We start from the raw sequence: 17,078 nt of genomic DNA, 5'->3' as shown, positions 1-17,078 counted from the left end.
ATTCCACCTCGCCAAGGGTGGGATAATCCCGAGAGAGTAAGCAAAGCGCGACTGCCGACCGGCAGGCGCGCTTTTTCTATGTCGTCGTCCGATAAATGGGCAAAGAAAAGCCGCCCTGTCGGGGGGCGGCTTGTGGATGTGGCGATTAATGCCTTGACGGGATCAGCGCTTGCGCAGCAGACGCAGGGCGTTGGCGGTGACCAGCGCGGTGGCGCCAGTGTCGGCCAGCACCGCGATCCAGAGCCCGGTGATGCCGAGCAGGCTGGTGACCAGGAAGATGGCCTTGAGCCCGAGCGACAGGGCGATATTCTGGTGGATGATGGCCAGCGCCGCACGGGAGAGGCGGATCATGGCGGCGATGCCACCGAGCTGGTTGTGAGTCAGCGCGGCGTCGGCGGTCTCCAGCGCCACGTCGGTACCGCCCCCCATGGCGATGCCGATGCTGGCGCGCTTCATGGCGGGAGCATCGTTGATGCCATCTCCTATCATGGCGACCTTCTGTCGGGTGGCCTGCTTGGCTATTTCCTGCACCTTGTCTTCCGGCAGCAGACCGGCGCGCCAGTCCATGCCGAGCTCGCCGGCAATGGCCTCGGCGGCGCGCGGGTTGTCCCCGGTCAACATGATGCCCTGCAGCCCCAGTACCCTGAGCTCCTGCAGCGCCGCCGCCGCATCCGGCCTGATCTGATCCCGCAGGGCCAGCAGGGCAACCGGTGTGGTCGCATCGTCACGGGTCTGGCAGAGCACCACCACCGTCTTGCCCTGCTGCTCCAGCGTGGTGATCCTTTCGTTCTGCTCGCGGCTCAGGGTGGCCACCCGGCTCGGTGCCAGCAGTTGCCAGAGGGTGCCGTCGATGCGCCCTTCGACCCCCATGCCTGGCAGGGCGCGCAGATCCCGGGCTGCCGCCAGAGCCAGCGCCTGTTCACTGGCCGCCGTCACCACGGCCTTGGCCAGCGGATGATGGGACCCCTGTTCGATGGCCGCCGCCAGCGCCAGCAGCTCGCTCTCGGCCTGGCCATTGAGGCTCACCAGCTCGGTCAGTTGCGGCTTGCCCAGGGTCAGGGTGCCGGTCTTGTCGAAGGAGACGGTATCGATATGGGCCAGCCGCTCCAGCGCCGCCCCACCCTTGATCAGGGCCCCTTGCCGGGTCGCGGCTGCCAGGGCGGAGGTGACTGCCGCCGGGGTGGAGATCACCAGGGCGCAGGGGCAACCGATGAGCAGCAGTGCCAGCCCGCGATAGACCCACTCGTCCCAGGGCTGGCCATAGGCGAGGGGAGGGATGATCACTACCAGCAGGGCGACCAGCATGATGGCCGGGGTGTACCAGCGGCTGAAGCGGTCGATGAAGCGCTCGATGGGGGCGCGCTGGCTCTCTGCCTCCTCGATGAGGTGCAGAATGCGGTCGATGGCGTTGTTGCCCGGTTCCGAAACCACCTCAAGACGCACGACCCGATCTGCCGCCAGACTACCGGCGGGCACTTTTTCCCCCTTGCTGCGCTCCACCGGAATGGATTCACCGGTCAGGGCGCTTTCGTCGAAGGTGCCAAGGTCGTCGAGCAATCTGGCATCCGCGGGCAAACGGGCTCCGGGAGAAATTTCGATGATGTCGCCGGGGCGAAGATCTTCGGCCGCCACCTCTTCCCGGATTTCACCTTGTGGCTGACCCTGTAAACCGGTGCGGATGCGCACAGCCTTGTCGGGCACCAGCGCCATCAGGGCTGTGACCCCCGCACGGGCGCGGGCTGCGGCGTAGGACTCCAGGTGCTCGCCCAGCATAAACAGCAGCAGCACCATGGCGGCTTCGGCGGTTTCGCCGAGGAACAGGGCGCCAACGGCGGCGACCGTCATCAGGGTCTCGATGGCGAAGGGGGAGCCGCTCCTGGTCAGTGACCAGGCCTTGCGGGAGATGGGCCACAGGCCCCACAGGGTGGCCAGGGTAAAGAGGGGCTGGCCGAATTCGTCCGGCAGCAGGGCTGCTACCAGCATCAGGCTGGCCAGCGACAGGGGTTGCCAATATTTGCCGAGCAGGGTCATCAGGGGGCCGCGGCTCTTCTCCTCTTGTTGCCTGGCCTGGGTGGCATCCCTGAGCTGGAAACCGGCGGCCAGCACGGCGGCGGTGACGGGATCGGGGGAGAGGCCGGGGGCCAGATCCACCACCAGTTTTTCGGTGGCAAAGAGTACGCGGGCCTGCTGCACCCCCTCGACCCGACCGACGGCTGTCTCTATCTTGCGGGCACAGCTGGGGCAGTCCATCCCCAGTATCTGCCAGCTGTGGCGCTGGCTGTCGCCGGCGGGGGCCGCCAGCGGCTCGCCCGAGTCGGTAGCCTCGCCGTGTTCATGATGCTCATGGTTATGCTCATGGGATGAGGGCTGGCTACAGCAACCCTGGCCGTGACAGCTCCCTTGAGGAGGTTCGGCCTCGTCCGGTGACTCGCCGGTCGGGTGCGCCTGATGCTCGTGGGCGGTCTTGCCGGAGCAACTACTGGCCGGCACCGCGTTGTCGCAGCAGTGGCTGTCGTGCCTATGTTCAGATTGGCCACTGGCCGCCTTGCTGACGGCCTTGATGGGAGAGGTAGCATGCTGATAGCTGCAGCAGGATTTGCTCATACAGGGTTCCTCTTGGCGGGAGCTCGCCCCTGCGGGCTCCTTGATGACTGGATTCAGTGTAAACCTTGGTGTTATGTCCAAGGTCAATCCCCCTTTATTCTTCAGTCAGTTTCTGGCGGCAGTTTGCCGGCCCGGTGCCTAGGCAAGAGTTCCCGATATCCCTGATGTTGGCGGGTGTTTGTCGGGCCTTCGCCCGCCTATACTGGCGATCCGGATAGTTACAACACCCATAAAGGACATAACACATGAGCCGTTCAGTCACTCTGCAAGGCAACCCCGTCGCCGTCGCTGGTCACTTCCCGGTTGCCGGTGAGCAGGCCAAGCCCTTCTCCCTGGTGGCCAAGGATCTCTCCGATGTGACCCTGGCGAACTTCGCCGGTCAGCGCAAGATCCTGAACATCTTCCCGAGCGTTGACACCCCGACCTGTGCCACTTCAGTGCGCAAGTTCAACGAGCAGGCCAGCGCCCTGGACAATACCGTGGTGCTCTGCATCTCCGCCGATCTGCCGTTCGCCCAGTCCCGCTTCTGCGGCGCCGAAGGGCTGGACAAGGTGGTAACCCTCTCCACCCTGCGTGGTGCCGCCTTTATGGAAGATTACGGCGTGGCCTTCTCCTCCGGCCCGCTGGTGGGGCTGACTGCCCGCGCCATCGTGGTGCTGGATGCGGACAACAAGGTGCTGCACAGCGAGCTGGTGGCCGAGGTCGCTGACGAGCCGAACTACGCCGCTGCCCTGGCCGCCCTGTAATTCGACGTTCGTTCTGATGGCCCGACGGCCTGCCCTGTCTGCTGCCAGGGCAGGCCGTTATTTTTATGGCCGGCTGCGGCGCTAGGGCGCCTGCACGGCGACCTTTCTTTTACTTCTCCCTTTGCGCTGGCTAGACTTCGCCTCCCACTTCTTCAACGACGTAGCGCCATGACTTTTCGCGAACTTGCCCTTCATCCTGCTCTGCTGGCCGCCCTGCCCGAACAGCTGCACACCCCGACCCGCATTCAGCAGCTGACCATTCCGGCAGCGCTGGCGGGGCGGGATCTGCTGGCGCTGGCCCGTACCGGCAGCGGCAAGACCCTGGCGTTCGGCCTGCCGCTGTTGCAGCGGCTGGATCCCGCCGCCCGCCAGGTGCAGGGGTTGGTGCTGGTGCCGACTCGCGAGCTGGCCACCCAGGTGAGCGTTGCGCTGGCAGGCCTTGCCGGGGCACTTGGCGTGCGCATGGTGACATTGTGCGGCGGAGTGGCGCAGGAGCTGCAACAGAGCGAACTGGCGCAGGGGCCGCAACTGCTGGTGGCGACGCCGGGGCGGCTGCGGGATCTGCTCAACCAGCAGCTGTTGGAGCTCGATGGCTTGCGTACCCTGGTGCTGGACGAGGCGGATCGCCTGCTGGAGATGGGCTTTTGGCCCGATATCCGGATGATCCTGGGGTTGACTCCTGCCACTCGCCAGACCCTGCTCTTCTCTGCCACCCTGCCCGCCGAGCTGGATGGGCTGGCCAGCGGCCTGTTGACGGATCCGCTGCGAGTCGAAGCGGATCCGCTCAACAGCGTGGCGAGCGATTTCGAAGAGCGGCTCTATCTGGTCAACAAGAGCAGCAAGGTGCCGGCGCTCATCAAGCTGCTCGGGGAGGAGGCGTGGCCTCAGGTGCTGGTGTTTATCAGCGCGCGGGACGATGCGGACGGGGTTGCCCGCAAGCTTGCCAAGGCGGGCATCGCGGTGGCTGCCCTCCATGGCGAGAAGGAGCATGCGCAGCGAGAACAGGCGCTGGCAGATTTCAAGGCAGGCAAGGTGCGGGTGCTGGTGGCCACCGATCTGATGGCGCGCGGCATCCATGTGGAGGCGCTGCCCGTGGTGATCAACCTGGATCTGCCCGCCAGCGCCCCCGTCTATGTGCATCGCATCGGCCGCACTGCCCGGGCCGGGCGCAGCGGTCTGGCCATCTCGCTCACCTGCCACGGCGAAGCCGAAACCCTGACTGCGATCCGAACCCTCACCGGGCGTGAGCTGCCACTGGCCGAGCTCGGCGATTTCCCGGTGACCGACAAGCCCGCGAGCGGCGAGGGCAAGCGGGCACCGCGGGACAAGCAGGCCAATCGCCGTACCCAGGCCAAGCGCAGCATCAAGCAGTTCAGGGGCAAGCCCCCGCGCGGCTGAGGTTCAGCGGGCCAGCGGGTAGGTAAACAGGGCCAAGTGGGCGAAGTTCAGTAGAAAGTGGACGACGATGGCGACGCTCAGACGCCCGCTGAAATGGAACGCCAGCCCGTAACAGGCCCCCGCCAGGGCGGCAAACAGTACCAGCAGTGGGCCACCGGCCAGGTGCGCCGCCCCGAACAGCAGGCTGGCCACCAGAATGCCCAGCCAGAGCCGGCCGCGCCGGGCGATCTCCTGCTGGATCACGCCGCGAAACAGCACCTCTTCCGCTACGCAGGTGAACAGCAGATTGTTGAAGGCAAACAGCCACCACCAGTGAGGCAGCCCCACCTCGGGCCTCAGCGCTCCCAGCTGCCAGGCGCAGATCAACAGCGCCGCCAGCGGCAACAGCAGCAGGGCGAGCACACGCCAGCGGATAGCGCCGCCCGGGCCCAGCAAGCCGGGCCAGGCCAGCAGCAGGCCGAAGAAGACCAGCGGCTTGTCCAGATTGAGATACATGTTGAACGGCACACTGTCCGGCCCGGCAAGTACCTGATCCAGCACCTTGAGATTGTGAAAGCCTGGAATGAGGTGCAGCATCAGGGCGATGGCCCACAGCAGCACCAGCCCTTGCGCACCACATCGCCAGGGGGTGGGCAGAGTCGGGGTGCGCCAGGCTAGCAGCAATCCTGCCAGGCTTGCCAGCAGGGCGACGGGGGTGATGCGTTCCAGCCAGAGCGCCAGCAGCAGGGAGATGCCGAGCAGGATCAGGCCGGGCAAGCGTTGGCGGGCCAGACAGAGCAGCACGGCCAGCGCCAGCGCAGCCCAGATGAGGGAATCGGGTAGGGGCAAAATTGAATCTCCTTGGCAGCGGAAGGTCGCACCTTAACAACGGGGTCTCCCGTGACACAAGGCTCAATAAGCTGGTCGGATCCCCACCCGTCACGGCCGCGCCAACATAAAAAAAGCCGGAGCATGGGCTCCGGCTTTTGGCATTCAGGGACGTATCAACGGCCGGATTCGGCGATCACGCGGGCGATGATGTCGGCACGGGCGTTGGCGTCCAGCTCGCCCAGGGCGATGAGGCCGGCCTTGAAGATCACGTTCTTCGGCAGGCTCACGTCATCCAGGGTGGTGATGGCTTCGACGTGCAGACCGTTCAGGCGGCTGGCATCGCGCGGGCTCAGGTTGACCTGGGTGTTGAGCACCTGTTTGCCCTTCTTCTTGGGCTGGGCGGGTTTCTTCGGTTGATCCAGCTCGTCTTCCGGCAGTTCGTCATCAAAATCGTAAATAGACATAGTCAATCCTGTTGGTTAGGCAAAGGGCATGCTTGCCCGAAATGGGGTGATCAGCCCATATCCTCGTTGCGGATAAAGGCGCGCCAGGAGACCAGCACCTGGGCAAAATCTTCCAGCCCGCACATGGCCAGCTGTTCATCATCGTAGTAGGCGAGATCGTCGAGATCCTCGTCCAGCTCGATATTGAGGGCGTTGGCTTTCACCTCGGCCTCTTCGTGGGTCAGCAGCAGGGAGTAGTCGCCGCCAAGCAGCCGGTACTCGGTGCGGGTGCGGTTGGAGAGCTGATCGATAATGGCGAACAGCTCGTCGATCTTCTCTTCATCCTTGCCCACTTCGTCGATCAGCCACTGACCGATGGCCTCGTGGCCCATGGAGAACCGGGCGCGATAGCCACCGAACGGGTCGCGGCGAAATTCATAATCCATAGCAGAGTCCATATCTCGGAGGGATGGGCCGGCCCGGGCAGAGGTGAAAGCACCAAATTCCTGCTCCATGGCGGGGCACACATCGGGTAAAGTGGCCTATTCTAGCGATCCCCCTCTCGCTTGTCTTGATGATGTGGCATCTTTGCCTTCCCGTCGCGGGTTGGCGGACCACCAGTCGTCCCTTGTCCGGAGATGTTATGCAGCTAAATGACACACTCGCGCAGCAGATTGTCAGTCGGGCGATGAAGATCCTTTCGTTCTCGGTCAACGTGATGGATGAACACGGACTCATCATTGCCTCAGGTAATCCGGAGCGGCTCCATCAGCGTCACGAGGGGGCCGTGCTGGCGCTGGCCGAGAACCGGGTGGTGGAGATCAGCGAAGCCACCGCCCGCGAGTTGAAAGGGGTGCGCCCCGGCATCAACCTGCCCATCGCCTATCAGGGGGAGCTGCTGGGGGTCATCGGCATCTCTGGCGATCCGGACATCGTTCGCGCTTACGCCGAGCTGGTGCGGATGACCGCCGAACTCATTCTGGAGCAGGCCGCGCTCACCGAGCAGCTGCAGTGGGACAAGCGCCACAAGGAGGAGCTGGTGCTGCAGTTGATCCGGGGGGAGGGCAAGGTCGACCAGCTGTTACAGGCGGCCCGTTTCCTCGGACTGGATCTGGCCCAGCCCAGAGTGGTAGCTGTGCTGGCGCTGGAGGAGGCGGATCCGGCCCGCTTGCGGGAGCTGGTCCATCAGCTGGAACATCCGGAGCGGGACAATCTGGTGGCCATCCATGGGCTGGACGAGATAGTAGTGCTCAAACCGGCCCAGATCGTGGACGAGGTGTGGCAGTCGGAGCAGGAGCGGGGCCGCATCAAGCAGCTGCTGGCACGCATTCCCCACTTCAAGGTGCGCATCGCGGTGGGTGATTACTTCGCCGGGATTGACGGGCTGGCACGCTCCTACCAGACGGCGCGGGACACCTTGCGCCGCGGCATGCGCCAGGCCCCCCGCAAGCAGGTCTACTTCTTCGAGGATTATCGGCTGCCGGTGCTGCTCGGCAGTCTGGCGGACTCCTGGCAGGCGGATCAGCTGCGCGCCCCCCTGCAGAAGCTGGCGCGAGAGGATGCAAAGGGAACGCTACTGAAAACCCTGCGCCAATATTTCTTGCAGGATTGTGATCTTCATCGCTGTGCCGAAATCCTGTTCATCCACCCCAATACGCTGCGCTATCGCATTGGCAAGATAGAGCAGATAACCGGCTTGAATTTCAACAAGTTAGACGACAAGTTTCTGCTCTATCTCGGGCTCAATCTCGACAACTGATTTGTTTGATGTGACAAATAAATCCTTTTCCAATAGCTAATATTTGTCTTTTTGAACAAAGCTTTCCGGTTTCGGATCACCATAATGGCCACCATTCACTCACATGCAAGGTGTCCGTCATGATCCCGGTTACAGCCCTTGGCGCCATCGCGGCGCTATCCATCGCCATCTTCCTCATCCTGAAGAAGGTTCCTCCCGCTTACGGCATGATCGTCGGCGCCCTGGCCGGTGGCCTGATCGGTGGTGCCGACCTGAGCCAGACCGTCGCTCTGATGATCGGCGGCGCCCAAGGGATCACCACCGCCGTGATGCGGATCCTGGCGGCCGGTGTGCTGGCGGGCGTGCTGATCGAATCGGGTGCGGCCACCACCATCGCCGAAACCATCGTCAAAAAACTCGGTGAAACCCGCGCCCTGCTGGCACTGGCGCTGGCCACCATGATCCTGACTGCGGTCGGCGTCTTCGTGGACGTGGCGGTCATCACGGTTGCCCCGATTGCCCTGGCCATCGCCCGCCGTGCCGACCTCTCCAAGGCGGCCATCCTGCTGGCGATGATCGGTGGTGGCAAGGCGGGCAACGTCATGTCCCCCAACCCCAACGCCATCGCGGCGGCCGATGCCTTCCATCTGCCCCTCACCTCCGTCATGGCTGCCGGCATCATCCCGGGCCTGTTCGGCCTGGTGATGGCCTACTGGCTCGCCAAGCGTTTGAACAACAAGGGCAGCAAGGTTGCCGCCGACGAAGTGGTGAGCTTTGACGGGGTCAAGTTGCCCGGTTTTGCCGCCGCCATCAGTGCCCCTCTGGTTGCCATCCTGCTGCTCGCCCTGCGCCCGGTGGCCGGTATCGTGGTGGATCCGCTGATTGCCCTGCCCCTCGGTGGCCTGGTCGGCGCCCTGATGATGGGCAAGTTCACCAAGGTGAACCAGTTTGCAGTCTCGGGTCTGGCCCGCATGGCGCCGGTGGCCATCATGCTGCTGGGGACAGGTACCCTGGCCGGCATCATCGCCAACTCCGGCCTGAAGGATGTGCTGATCAGCGGCCTGACCGCCTCCGGTCTGCCCTCCTACCTGCTGGCTCCCATCTCCGGTGCCCTGATGTCGCTGGCGACCGCCTCGACCACCGCCGGTACCGTGGTGGCCTCCAACGTCTTCAGCTCCACCCTGCTTGAGCTGGGTGTCAGCGGTCTGGCAGGCGCCGCCATGATCCACGCCGGTGCCACCGTGTTTGACCACATGCCGCACGGCTCCTTCTTCCATGCGACCGGTGGCAGCGTCCACATGGGGGTGAGCGAGCGTCTCAAGCTGATCCCTTACGAAACTGCCGTCGGTCTGACCATTGCTACCGTCTCCACCCTGATGTTTGGCGTGTTTGGCCTCGCCTAAGGAATTGATATGAAAATTGTGATCGCCCCCGATTCATTCAAGGAGAGCCTGAGCGCCATGGCGGTGGCCGATGCCATCGAGGCGGGTTTCAAGCAGGTGCTGCCAGAGGCCACCTACGTCAAATTGCCGATGGCCGATGGCGGCGAGGGCACGGTGCAATCCCTGGTGGATGCCACCGGGGGCCGCATCCTGCCGGTCGAGGTGACCGCACCGCTCGGCAACCGGGTGCAGGGTTTCCTCGGCCTGCTGGGGGACGGCAAGCGCGCCGTCATCGAGATGGCGGCCGCCTCCGGCCTGCACCTGGTGGAGCCGGAGCGACGCAATCCGCTGCTGACCTCGAGCTTTGGTACCGGCGAGCTGATCCTGGCTGCGCTGGAGATGGGGGTGAGCCACCTCATCCTCGGCATCGGTGGCAGCGCCACCAATGATGGCGGTGCCGGCATGATCCAGGCGCTCGGCGGCAAGCTCTTGAAAGCGGATGGCACCCCTATTGCCCTGGGCGGCGCCGGTCTGAAGGATCTGGCCAGCATCGACCTGAGCAAGCTGGACTCGCGTCTGGCCGGGTTGACCATAGAGGTGGCCTGCGATGTGAACAACCCACTGTGCGGGCCCAAGGGGGCTTCCGCCGTGTTTGGTCCGCAGAAGGGGGCCACGCCGGCGATGGTGGCGCAGCTGGATGCCAACCTCTCCCACTATGCCGACTGCATCGAGCAGGCCCTCGGCAAGCAGGTGAAGGAGATCCCGGGGGCGGGCGCCGCCGGTGGCATGGGGGCCGCGCTGGTCGGCCTGCTCGGCGCCGAGCTCAAGCCCGGCATCCAGATCGTCATCGAGGCGCTCAAGCTGGCCGACGCGGTGGCCGATGCGGATCTCGTCATCACCGGCGAGGGACGGATCGACAGCCAGACCATCCACGGCAAAACTCCCATCGGGGTGGCCCGTTGCGCCAAGCAGTTTGGCAAGCCGGTGATCGGGATCTCCGGTTGTCTCACCGACGACTGTGGTGTGGTGCATGAGCACGGGCTGGACGCGGTGTTTGCCGTGGTCAATCGCGCCATGTCCCTGCCGGAAGCCCTGGCGACCGCCAGCATCAATCTCGAGCTGACCGCTCGCAACGTGGCGGCCCTCTACCGCTTGCCGCGCTGATACTCCCGGGCCGATGCGCATGCATCGGCCCGACCTCGCCCCGTCAGGACGCCGCTCTCGGCTATCGAGATCATCGGGCGCCCTTGGCACCTCTTGGCCGATCCCCTGCGATCGGCATTTTTTATGGCGGTTCGTGGCGGGATGGCGCAGTTTTGATAGGCGCTCCCGCCCCTTTGCGGCATAGTTGTTCACAACAACGACAAGGAGAGAGCCATGATCCTGCTGACCCTGGGGGTGGCGCTGTTCACCCTCATCCATCTCTATCCCTGTTACGGCGCGGAGCACCGACACCATCTGCGCGAACGGCTGGGGGAGAACCGCTACAAGGGGCTCTTCTCCCTGCTGGTGTTTATCGCCATCGCCTTCATCATCGCCGGATGGCGCATGGCCAGCCCCTTGCCCCTCTACTTTCTGCCCGCCTGGGGGCCGCTGGCCATGATGGGGATGATGCCCATCGCCCTGATCCTGTTTTTTTCCGGCCAGGGACAAAACCATTTCCGGCGTTGGTTGGTGCATCCCCAACTGCTGGGCACCCTGATCTGGGCGCTGGCCCACCTGCTGGTCAACAGCGAGGCCCGCTCCCTGGTGCTGTTTGGCGGCATCGGCCTCTGGGCCCTGGTCAGCATCGTCTGGATTTCATGGCGTGACTGGCAACAAGCGCCCCGTCCCGCCGCCAACTGGAAGGCGACCGGGATCAGCACGGGGGCCGGGCTGGTGGCGACGGCCCTGCTAATCTTCTGGGGACACGGCTGGCTGACCGGTATTGCGCTCCGCTGAGGGTGAACCGGAATGAATGTCAGACAACCCCCAAGGAGGTGCGATGATGAAATGGAGTGTTTTGTTGCTGCTGGTGAGCGGGATGGCTTCCGCCACCTGCCCGGATTATTTCAACGTGGAGATGCGGGAGCTTAATAGCACCCAACGCCATAACCTCTGCCAGTTGACCGAAGGCAAGGTGGTGCTGGTGGTCAACACAGCCTCTTACTGTGGCTATAGCGGCCAGTTTCGCGATCTGGAGAAGCTCTACCAGAACTACAAGGACAAGGGGCTGATTATTCTGGGGTTCCCCTCCAACGATTTCAGGCAGGAGGATGCCAGCGAGGGCAAGACCGCCGAGGTGTGCCGCCGCGACTATGGCGTTACCTTCCCCATGTTCAACCGAGTCGCGGTGCGGGGCTCCGATGCGGTGCCCCTGTATCGGGGGCTGACCGAGGCGGCCGACGGGGATGCGCCGAACTGGAATTTTCACAAGTATCTGCTGGGGCGCGACGGCAAGCTTATTGGCAGTTATGGCGCCAACCAGAATCCGGCCAGGGATCCCCTCAGGCGTCAGCTGGAGCAGGCGCTGGGGAACTGAACCTACCCCTTGGCGGGCGGCTCTGGAATAATGGGCCCCTGCCTCCTCCAACTGGTTATCCCGTGCTGCAACGTCTTCCGCAAATGGTGATCTTCGATGCGCTGGTGCGCGAGCAGGGCATCTCTGCCGCCGCCCGGCGCCTTGGCGTCTCCAAATCCCATATCAGCAAGCAGCTGGCGCTGCTGGAAACCGCTCTCGGTGCCCAGCTGGTGCAGCGCACCACCCGTCGTTTCGCCCTGACCGAGCTGGGTCAGGAGTATGCCCGCCATTGCCACGCCCTGGTGGCGGTCGGGCAGGAAGCGGAGTCGATGATCGCCGAGCGGCGCGGCAAGGTGAGCGGTGTGCTCCACCTCGGCGTCGGTCAGTCGTTCGGCCGGCTGCACGTCATCCCCCATCTGAAGGCGTTTCAGGATCGCTACCCTGAGCTGGAGCTGGAGGTTTCCCTGTTTGACCACAGAACCAATCTGGTTGATGAGGGGCTGGATCTCTGGATCACCACCTATGAGGACAAGCCGGAGGGACTGGTGGGCCAGCGCCTGACCGACATCGGCTTCGTGCTGGCGGCCTCGCCGGACTATCTCTTGAGCCACGGCACGCCGCTGCATCCCAGGGATCTGGCCCAGCACAACTGCATCACCTATCAGAGCCGTGAGCGGCGCTATCACCAGTGGTCGTTCCGTCAGGGCAAGGAACGCCAGACGGTGCAGGTGGCAGGCAACTATCGGGTCGATATGGCGGAGGCGGTGCGGGACGCGGCGCTGGCCGGACTCGGCATCGCCTATATCGCCAACTACTTGTTGGACAAGGAGTTGCAGTCCGGCCAGCTGATCCCCCTGTTGCCAGAATGGCGACCGAACCAGCAGATGGCGGTCCACGCGGTTTATGCCAGACGCGAGCACCTGGATCCCAAGATCCGCCTCTTCATCGATTTCCTCAAGGAGTGCTTCGGCCAGCAACCCTATTGGGAGCAGCGGCTGGCCCCCTGGCTCGGGGGCAAATTGTCCGGCACCGAGGAATAATCGTTTCCATATAAAAACACTGGCTTTCTCGTGATACTAAAATCGAGCCAAATCAGCCAGTTGCCGCAACCGGTATCGTGAAAACGTTTTTTCTAACAGAGCTGTAACCAAGCGGACTTGCAGTGGCGGGGTTGTGGGCGCAGAATCCGCGGCCATCTTTTTGACCACCTGATGGAGTCCCTATGATTGCCCTGCTCGGCATACTGAGTATTCTGGCCCTGGCCGTGCTCTGCTCTGATAATCGCCGCCGTATCCCATTGCGAACAGTGGGCCTCGCCCTCGCCCTGCAAGTCATGTTTGCCGCCCTGGTGCTCTGGTTGCCTGCCGGCCAGCATGTGCTGAACGGGGTCAGCGAGAGTGTCAGCAGTGTGATCAACTATGGTCAGGAAGGGATCGCCTTCGTGTTTGGCGATCTGGCCAGATTCAAGCTGGGCTTTATCTTCGCCTTCAACGTGCTGCCGATCATCATCTTCTTCTCCGCTGTGATCGCCATCCTCTACCACATCGGCGTGATGCCGCGTGTCATCGGCCTGCTGGGCGGCGTGCTGCAAAAGCTGCTGGGTACCGGCCGCGCCGAGAGCCTCTCCGCTACCGCCAACATCTTTGTCGGCATGGTGGAAGCGCCGCTGGTAGTCAAACCCTATCTCTCCAGGATGTCCGACTCCCAGTTCTTCGCGGTGATGAGCTGCGGCCTCGCCTCCGTGGCTGGCGGCACCCTGGTGGGCTACGCCAGTATCGGGGTTGAGCTGAAATACCTGATCGCAGCCGCCTTCATGTCCGCGCCGGCCGGTCTGGCCATGGCCAAGATCCTGGTGCCGCCTGCGGCCGATGAGCAGGATCACCATCAGGATGTCGAACTGCCCCGCGCCACCAACGTCATCGAGGCGGCGGCCGACGGTGCCATGGGCGGTCTCAATATCGCGGTCGCGGTCGGTGCCACCTTGCTGGCCTTCGTCGGTGTCATCGCCATGCTCAACGGTTTGCTGGGCTGGGCCGGTGATCTGGTGGGGCTTGATCTGAGCTTCCAAATCATCCTGGGCTGGTTGTTTGCCCCCGTCTCCTGGCTGATCGGTGTGCCCTGGGATCAGGCCCAGGCCGCTGGTGCCCTGATCGGCACCAAGATAGTGGTCAACGAGTTCGTCGCCTTCATCGCCCTGGTCCAGGATCAAAGCCTGAGCGAGTCGAGCAAGGCCATCGTTACCTTTGCCCTGTGCGGTTTCGCCAACATCTCCTCCATGGCGATCCTGATCGGTGGTCTGGGCTCCATGGTGCCGGAGCGCAAGGCCTTCATCGCCCGTTACGGCATGCGAGCCATCATGTCCGGCGTGCTGGCCAACCTGATGAGTGCCTCCTTGGCCGGCCTGTTCCTCTCCCTGTAAGAGCAGGTTTCAATACGGGGATCAGCAGGGGCGCCACCAGGCGCCCCTGTTTTCATCCGGCGAAAAAAAGCCCCGGCCATGGCCGGGGCTTTCTGTGCGCTCGTGTCAGTCGACGTAGAAGGTCTGCTGGAAACTGAGGGTCTGTTGCTGCCCTGCGCCCATGATCTTCAGGGTGAACTGGTAGGTATCTTCGTTGCGGTAGGGGAGAGTCGCCAGATAGTAGATGGCGTTACCCTCTTTCACTTCCTGAAAGCTCAGGGTGCGGATGGTGCCGGTGAGGTTTTTCGCCTCGCCCGTGATGCCCACCGCCTGGGCTTTCCCCTGCTTGTCCAGAACCGAAATGTTGATGATGCCGTTGTAGCGGCTGCGCTCCAGCCCGTAGGTCTTGGCCACCTCGGGAGTGAGGAAGCTGGAGTTGAAGGCGCTGTAGTGCACCTGCCAGGGGCCCAGCTCCTTCATCTGTTCTGCCTTGAGCGGCAGTGTCATCAGCAGTGCCAGCAGGCAGCTTATCCAGGCTGTTTTCATGGTGTCGTCCCTCTCGTGTTCACTGTTGGCTCAAGTTCAAGTATCCAGCAAGGCGCTCACTTCCGGTGGCAATTGTTTGGGGGAATCGATGGCCACCGTCTTGTGGCGACCCAGTTCCCCCCGCACTATGTTCACCTGCCCCTTGGCCACCCTGAACTGCTTGGCCAGAAACTTGATCAAATGACTGTTGGCCTGGCCATCCACCGGCGGTGCCGTGATGGCCACTTTCAACTCTTCTCCGTGCAACCCGACGATCTGATCCCGACTCGCCTTGGGCTGGATCACCAGATGCAGTACCAGTTCATCCCCTTGTTGCTGGACGGCTGGCATCAAATCATCCACCACAGCTGACCGAACAGGTCACCCAGCAGGTAGTTGATGGCCTGCAGCCCGATGAAGGCGACCAGCACGGAGAGATCCAGCCCGCCCAGGGCCGGCAGCACGCGGCGAATCGGGGCCAGGAAGGGTTCGGTCAGCTGGTGCATCACGTATTCGATAGGGTTGCGACCCTGGCTGACCCAGCTCAGGATGGCACGGATCAGCAGGATCCAGAAGATCATCGAACCCGCCTTCTTCAGCACGGTCAGGGCGGCAAACAGGCTGATGCTGAGCCAGTCGGCCAGCAGCACGTTCATGCTTTTGAGCAGGGCCAGCTTGAGGAAAGCCACTGCCAGCGCCAGCAGCACGGAGGCCATATCGATGCCGCCAAAGCCCGGAATGATGCGACGCAGCGGCACCACCAGCGGGTTGGTCAGCTTGACCACCATCTGGCTCATGGGGTTGTAGAAGTCGGCACGGGCCCACTGCAGCCAGACCCGCAGCAGCACCACCATCAGGTAGAGATCGAAAACGGTATTAATCAGAAAGTAAGCGGTGTTCATCTGGGCTCCTGTTAGAAAAGGGTTTCCATTTCGGCGGCGCGAGCAACGGCCGCCTGCATGGCTTGGGCAGTCAGCGGCATCAGCCCCTGTTGCTGGAATGTCTTGATGGCCTCGGCTGTGGTGCCGCCCTTGCTGGTCACCTGTTCACGCAGGGTGGCGAGCGCGAGTGCCGGATTCTGTTCCACCATGGCGGCTGCGCCAAGGGCGGTCTGCTGCACCAACAGACGGGCCTGCTCAGGGCGAAAGCCCATGGCTTCGGCCTCTTCGGCGATGGCCTGCATGAACAGGAAGAAGTAGGCGGGGGCGCTGCCAGCGGCGGCGATGACGCCGTTGATGCCGGACTCCTGCTCGACCCAGAGGGTCTTGCCGACGGCCTGCATCATCTGTTCGGCAAAGTCGCGATCCTCCTGGTCAACCGTATCGGGGGCGTAGAGGCCCGTCATGCCGAGCCCCAGCAGGGCAGGGGTGTTGGGCATGGTGCGGATGATGCGTGCATGGCCACCGGCCATCTCGCCAAGGCGCGCCACCTTGATGCCGGCGGCGATGGAGATGAGCAGCTTGCCGGACAAAGATCCCAGCTCACCGACCAGCGTCCCCAGCATGTCGGCCATCAGCTGCGGTTTGACCGCCAGCACGATGACCTCGGCATGGCGGGCGGCGTCGGCATTGTTCTGGGTGACATGGATGCCGTAGTCGCTGGCAAGGGCCTCCAGCTTGGGCAGGCTGGGATTGGCAGCGGTGATCTTCTCTGCCGGATAACCCGCCTTGACCAGACCGGCAATGATACTGCGGCTCATGTTGCCTGCGCCGATGAAGGCGATGGTTTTATGCTGCATCAAACGCTCCTGTTGATGAGATGGTTGCAAGAGGGAACGCTGCGGCCCCTTCATGCTTATGAGTAGTCACGTGCGCCGAAGATGGCGGTGCCGACTCGCACCATGGTGCTGCCGTGGGCGATCGCCAGCTCGAGATCTTCCGTCATCCCCATCGAGAGGGTGTCGACGCTCGGGTATTGTCGCGCAAGCTCGGTGAACAGAGCCTGCATGCGAGTCATCTGGGCGGCCAGCACGGCCTCGTCACTGGTGTGCTCCGGGATGGCCATCAGGCCTCTGAGCACCAGTCGTTCGCATTGGGCAACCCGTTCGGCCAGCTGGAAAATCTCTTGTTCAGACGTTCCGGATTTGCTGCTCTCTCCGCTAATATTGATTTGCAGACAAACATTTAGCGGTGCCATCGTGGCCGGGCGCTGATTGTTAAGACGCTCGATCAGCTTGTCCCTGTCGACACTTTGTACCCAGTCGAACCGTTCGGCCACCAGCCTGGATTTGTTTGATTGCAAAGGGCCGATAAAGTGCCACTCTATGTCGGCATAGCCCTCTTGCTGGCGCAGGGTATCGATCTTGGTCGCCGCTTCCTGGGCGTAGGACTCACCAAAACGGCGTTGACCCGCGGCATGAGCCGCCATGATCGCCTCAATGGGTTTGGTCTTGCTGACGGCAAGCAAGGGAATGCTTTCTGCATTGCGGCCTGCCCGCCCGGCGGCCTGGGCAATGCGCTCCTTTACCTGAAGCAGGTGCTGGGCAATCTGGTTCATATTTCGTAAGTGATCTTGTGATGGGAGAATGACAAATC

Annotated in this window: 18 protein-coding genes; 9 read left to right on the top strand and 9 right to left on the bottom strand. The window is 63.2% G+C overall.

The window, feature by feature from the left end:
* Positions 1–162 precede the first annotated feature (162 nt).
* Complete coding sequence (locus tag BN1123_RS09525) at positions 163–2,604, bottom strand: zinc/cadmium/mercury/lead-transporting ATPase (protein WP_042026666.1); 2,442 nt, start codon at positions 2,602–2,604, stop codon at positions 163–165.
* 245 nt (positions 2,605–2,849) lie between these two features.
* Here BN1123_RS09525 and tpx point away from each other — a divergent pair, with 245 nt between their 5' ends.
* Entirely contained in the window at positions 2,850–3,350 is a 501-nt protein-coding gene (gene tpx / locus BN1123_RS09520) for a thiol peroxidase (protein ID WP_026458391.1), read from the top strand.
* Positions 3,351–3,518: 168 nt separating this feature from the next.
* Complete coding sequence (locus BN1123_RS09515; RefSeq protein ID WP_042026665.1) at positions 3,519–4,748, top strand: DEAD/DEAH box helicase; 1,230 nt, start codon at positions 3,519–3,521, stop codon at positions 4,746–4,748.
* 3 nt (positions 4,749–4,751) lie between these two features.
* Here the strand turns inward: BN1123_RS09515 and BN1123_RS09510 are convergent, their stop codons facing one another.
* The 3 genes from BN1123_RS09510 to BN1123_RS09500 form a co-directional block, all read right to left on the bottom strand.
* On the bottom strand, positions 4,752–5,579 hold the full coding sequence (locus tag BN1123_RS09510; protein ID WP_042026664.1) for a CPBP family intramembrane glutamic endopeptidase: 828 nt from the start codon (positions 5,577–5,579) through the stop codon (positions 4,752–4,754).
* Positions 5,580–5,731: 152 nt separating this feature from the next.
* Positions 5,732–6,022 carry a hypothetical protein gene (locus BN1123_RS09505; RefSeq protein WP_026457862.1) on the bottom strand — a complete coding sequence of 97 codons (291 nt, stop codon included), beginning with the start codon at positions 6,020–6,022 and terminating at the stop codon, positions 5,732–5,734.
* Positions 6,023–6,072: 50 nt separating this feature from the next.
* Positions 6,073–6,447 carry a YacL family protein gene (locus BN1123_RS09500; RefSeq protein WP_026457863.1) on the bottom strand — a complete coding sequence of 125 codons (375 nt, stop codon included), beginning with the start codon at positions 6,445–6,447 and terminating at the stop codon, positions 6,073–6,075.
* 197 nt (positions 6,448–6,644) lie between these two features.
* Here BN1123_RS09500 and BN1123_RS09495 point away from each other — a divergent pair, with 197 nt between their 5' ends.
* The 7 genes from BN1123_RS09495 (at position 6,645) to BN1123_RS09465 (ending at position 14,040) form a co-directional block, all read left to right on the top strand.
* Complete coding sequence (locus BN1123_RS09495; protein WP_042026663.1) at positions 6,645–7,760, top strand: sugar diacid recognition domain-containing protein; 1,116 nt, start codon at positions 6,645–6,647, stop codon at positions 7,758–7,760.
* 119 nt (positions 7,761–7,879) lie between these two features.
* Positions 7,880–9,142 (top strand): GntP family permease, encoded by a 1,263-nt coding sequence (locus tag BN1123_RS09490; RefSeq protein WP_042026662.1) that lies wholly within the window; start codon positions 7,880–7,882, stop codon positions 9,140–9,142.
* A gap of 9 nt (positions 9,143–9,151) precedes the next feature.
* Complete coding sequence (locus BN1123_RS09485) at positions 9,152–10,285, top strand: glycerate kinase (RefSeq protein ID WP_042026661.1); 1,134 nt, start codon at positions 9,152–9,154, stop codon at positions 10,283–10,285.
* Between the two features lie 213 nt (positions 10,286–10,498).
* On the top strand, positions 10,499–11,062 hold the full coding sequence (locus tag BN1123_RS09480; RefSeq protein ID WP_042026659.1) for an NnrU family protein: 564 nt from the start codon (positions 10,499–10,501) through the stop codon (positions 11,060–11,062).
* A 46-nt stretch (positions 11,063–11,108) separates the two neighbouring features.
* Complete coding sequence (locus BN1123_RS09475) at positions 11,109–11,642, top strand: glutathione peroxidase (protein WP_042026758.1); 534 nt, start codon at positions 11,109–11,111, stop codon at positions 11,640–11,642.
* A gap of 83 nt (positions 11,643–11,725) precedes the next feature.
* Positions 11,726–12,661 (top strand): LysR family transcriptional regulator, encoded by a 936-nt coding sequence (locus tag BN1123_RS09470; protein ID WP_026457679.1) that lies wholly within the window; start codon positions 11,726–11,728, stop codon positions 12,659–12,661.
* Between the two features lie 182 nt (positions 12,662–12,843).
* Positions 12,844–14,040: a NupC/NupG family nucleoside CNT transporter gene (locus BN1123_RS09465; protein WP_042026657.1), complete on the top strand. Its 1,197-nt coding sequence runs from the start codon at positions 12,844–12,846 to the stop codon at positions 14,038–14,040.
* A 105-nt stretch (positions 14,041–14,145) separates the two neighbouring features.
* On the opposite strand, the gene BN1123_RS09460 is transcribed toward BN1123_RS09465, so the two are convergent.
* The 5 genes from BN1123_RS09460 to BN1123_RS09440 are packed head-to-tail and all read right to left on the bottom strand — an operon-like array spanning position 14,146 to position 17,040.
* On the bottom strand, positions 14,146–14,565 hold the full coding sequence (locus BN1123_RS09460) for a DUF4426 domain-containing protein (protein WP_026457681.1): 420 nt from the start codon (positions 14,563–14,565) through the stop codon (positions 14,146–14,148).
* A 36-nt stretch (positions 14,566–14,601) separates the two neighbouring features.
* Positions 14,602–14,895 (bottom strand): DUF167 family protein YggU, encoded by a 294-nt coding sequence (yggU, locus tag BN1123_RS09455; protein WP_042026655.1) that lies wholly within the window; start codon positions 14,893–14,895, stop codon positions 14,602–14,604.
* Positions 14,895–15,446, bottom strand: coding sequence for a YggT family protein (locus tag BN1123_RS09450; RefSeq protein WP_026457844.1), 552 nt, complete (start codon positions 15,444–15,446; stop codon positions 14,895–14,897). Before BN1123_RS09450 ends, yggU begins: the two co-directional genes overlap by 1 nt.
* A gap of 11 nt (positions 15,447–15,457) precedes the next feature.
* Complete coding sequence (gene proC, locus BN1123_RS09445; protein ID WP_042026654.1) at positions 15,458–16,282, bottom strand: pyrroline-5-carboxylate reductase; 825 nt, start codon at positions 16,280–16,282, stop codon at positions 15,458–15,460.
* Between the two features lie 56 nt (positions 16,283–16,338).
* Positions 16,339–17,040: a YggS family pyridoxal phosphate-dependent enzyme gene (locus tag BN1123_RS09440; protein WP_042026653.1), complete on the bottom strand. Its 702-nt coding sequence runs from the start codon at positions 17,038–17,040 to the stop codon at positions 16,339–16,341.
* Between the last annotated feature and the right edge of the window lie 38 nt (positions 17,041–17,078).

The sequence above is a fragment of the Aeromonas enteropelogenes genome, from assembly GCF_000819845.1.
In the GTDB taxonomy this organism is placed as follows: Bacteria; Pseudomonadota; Gammaproteobacteria; order Enterobacterales; family Aeromonadaceae; genus Aeromonas; species Aeromonas enteropelogenes.
Note: the sequence above shows the minus strand (reverse complement) of the source record. Positions and strands in the feature narration are given on the sequence as shown.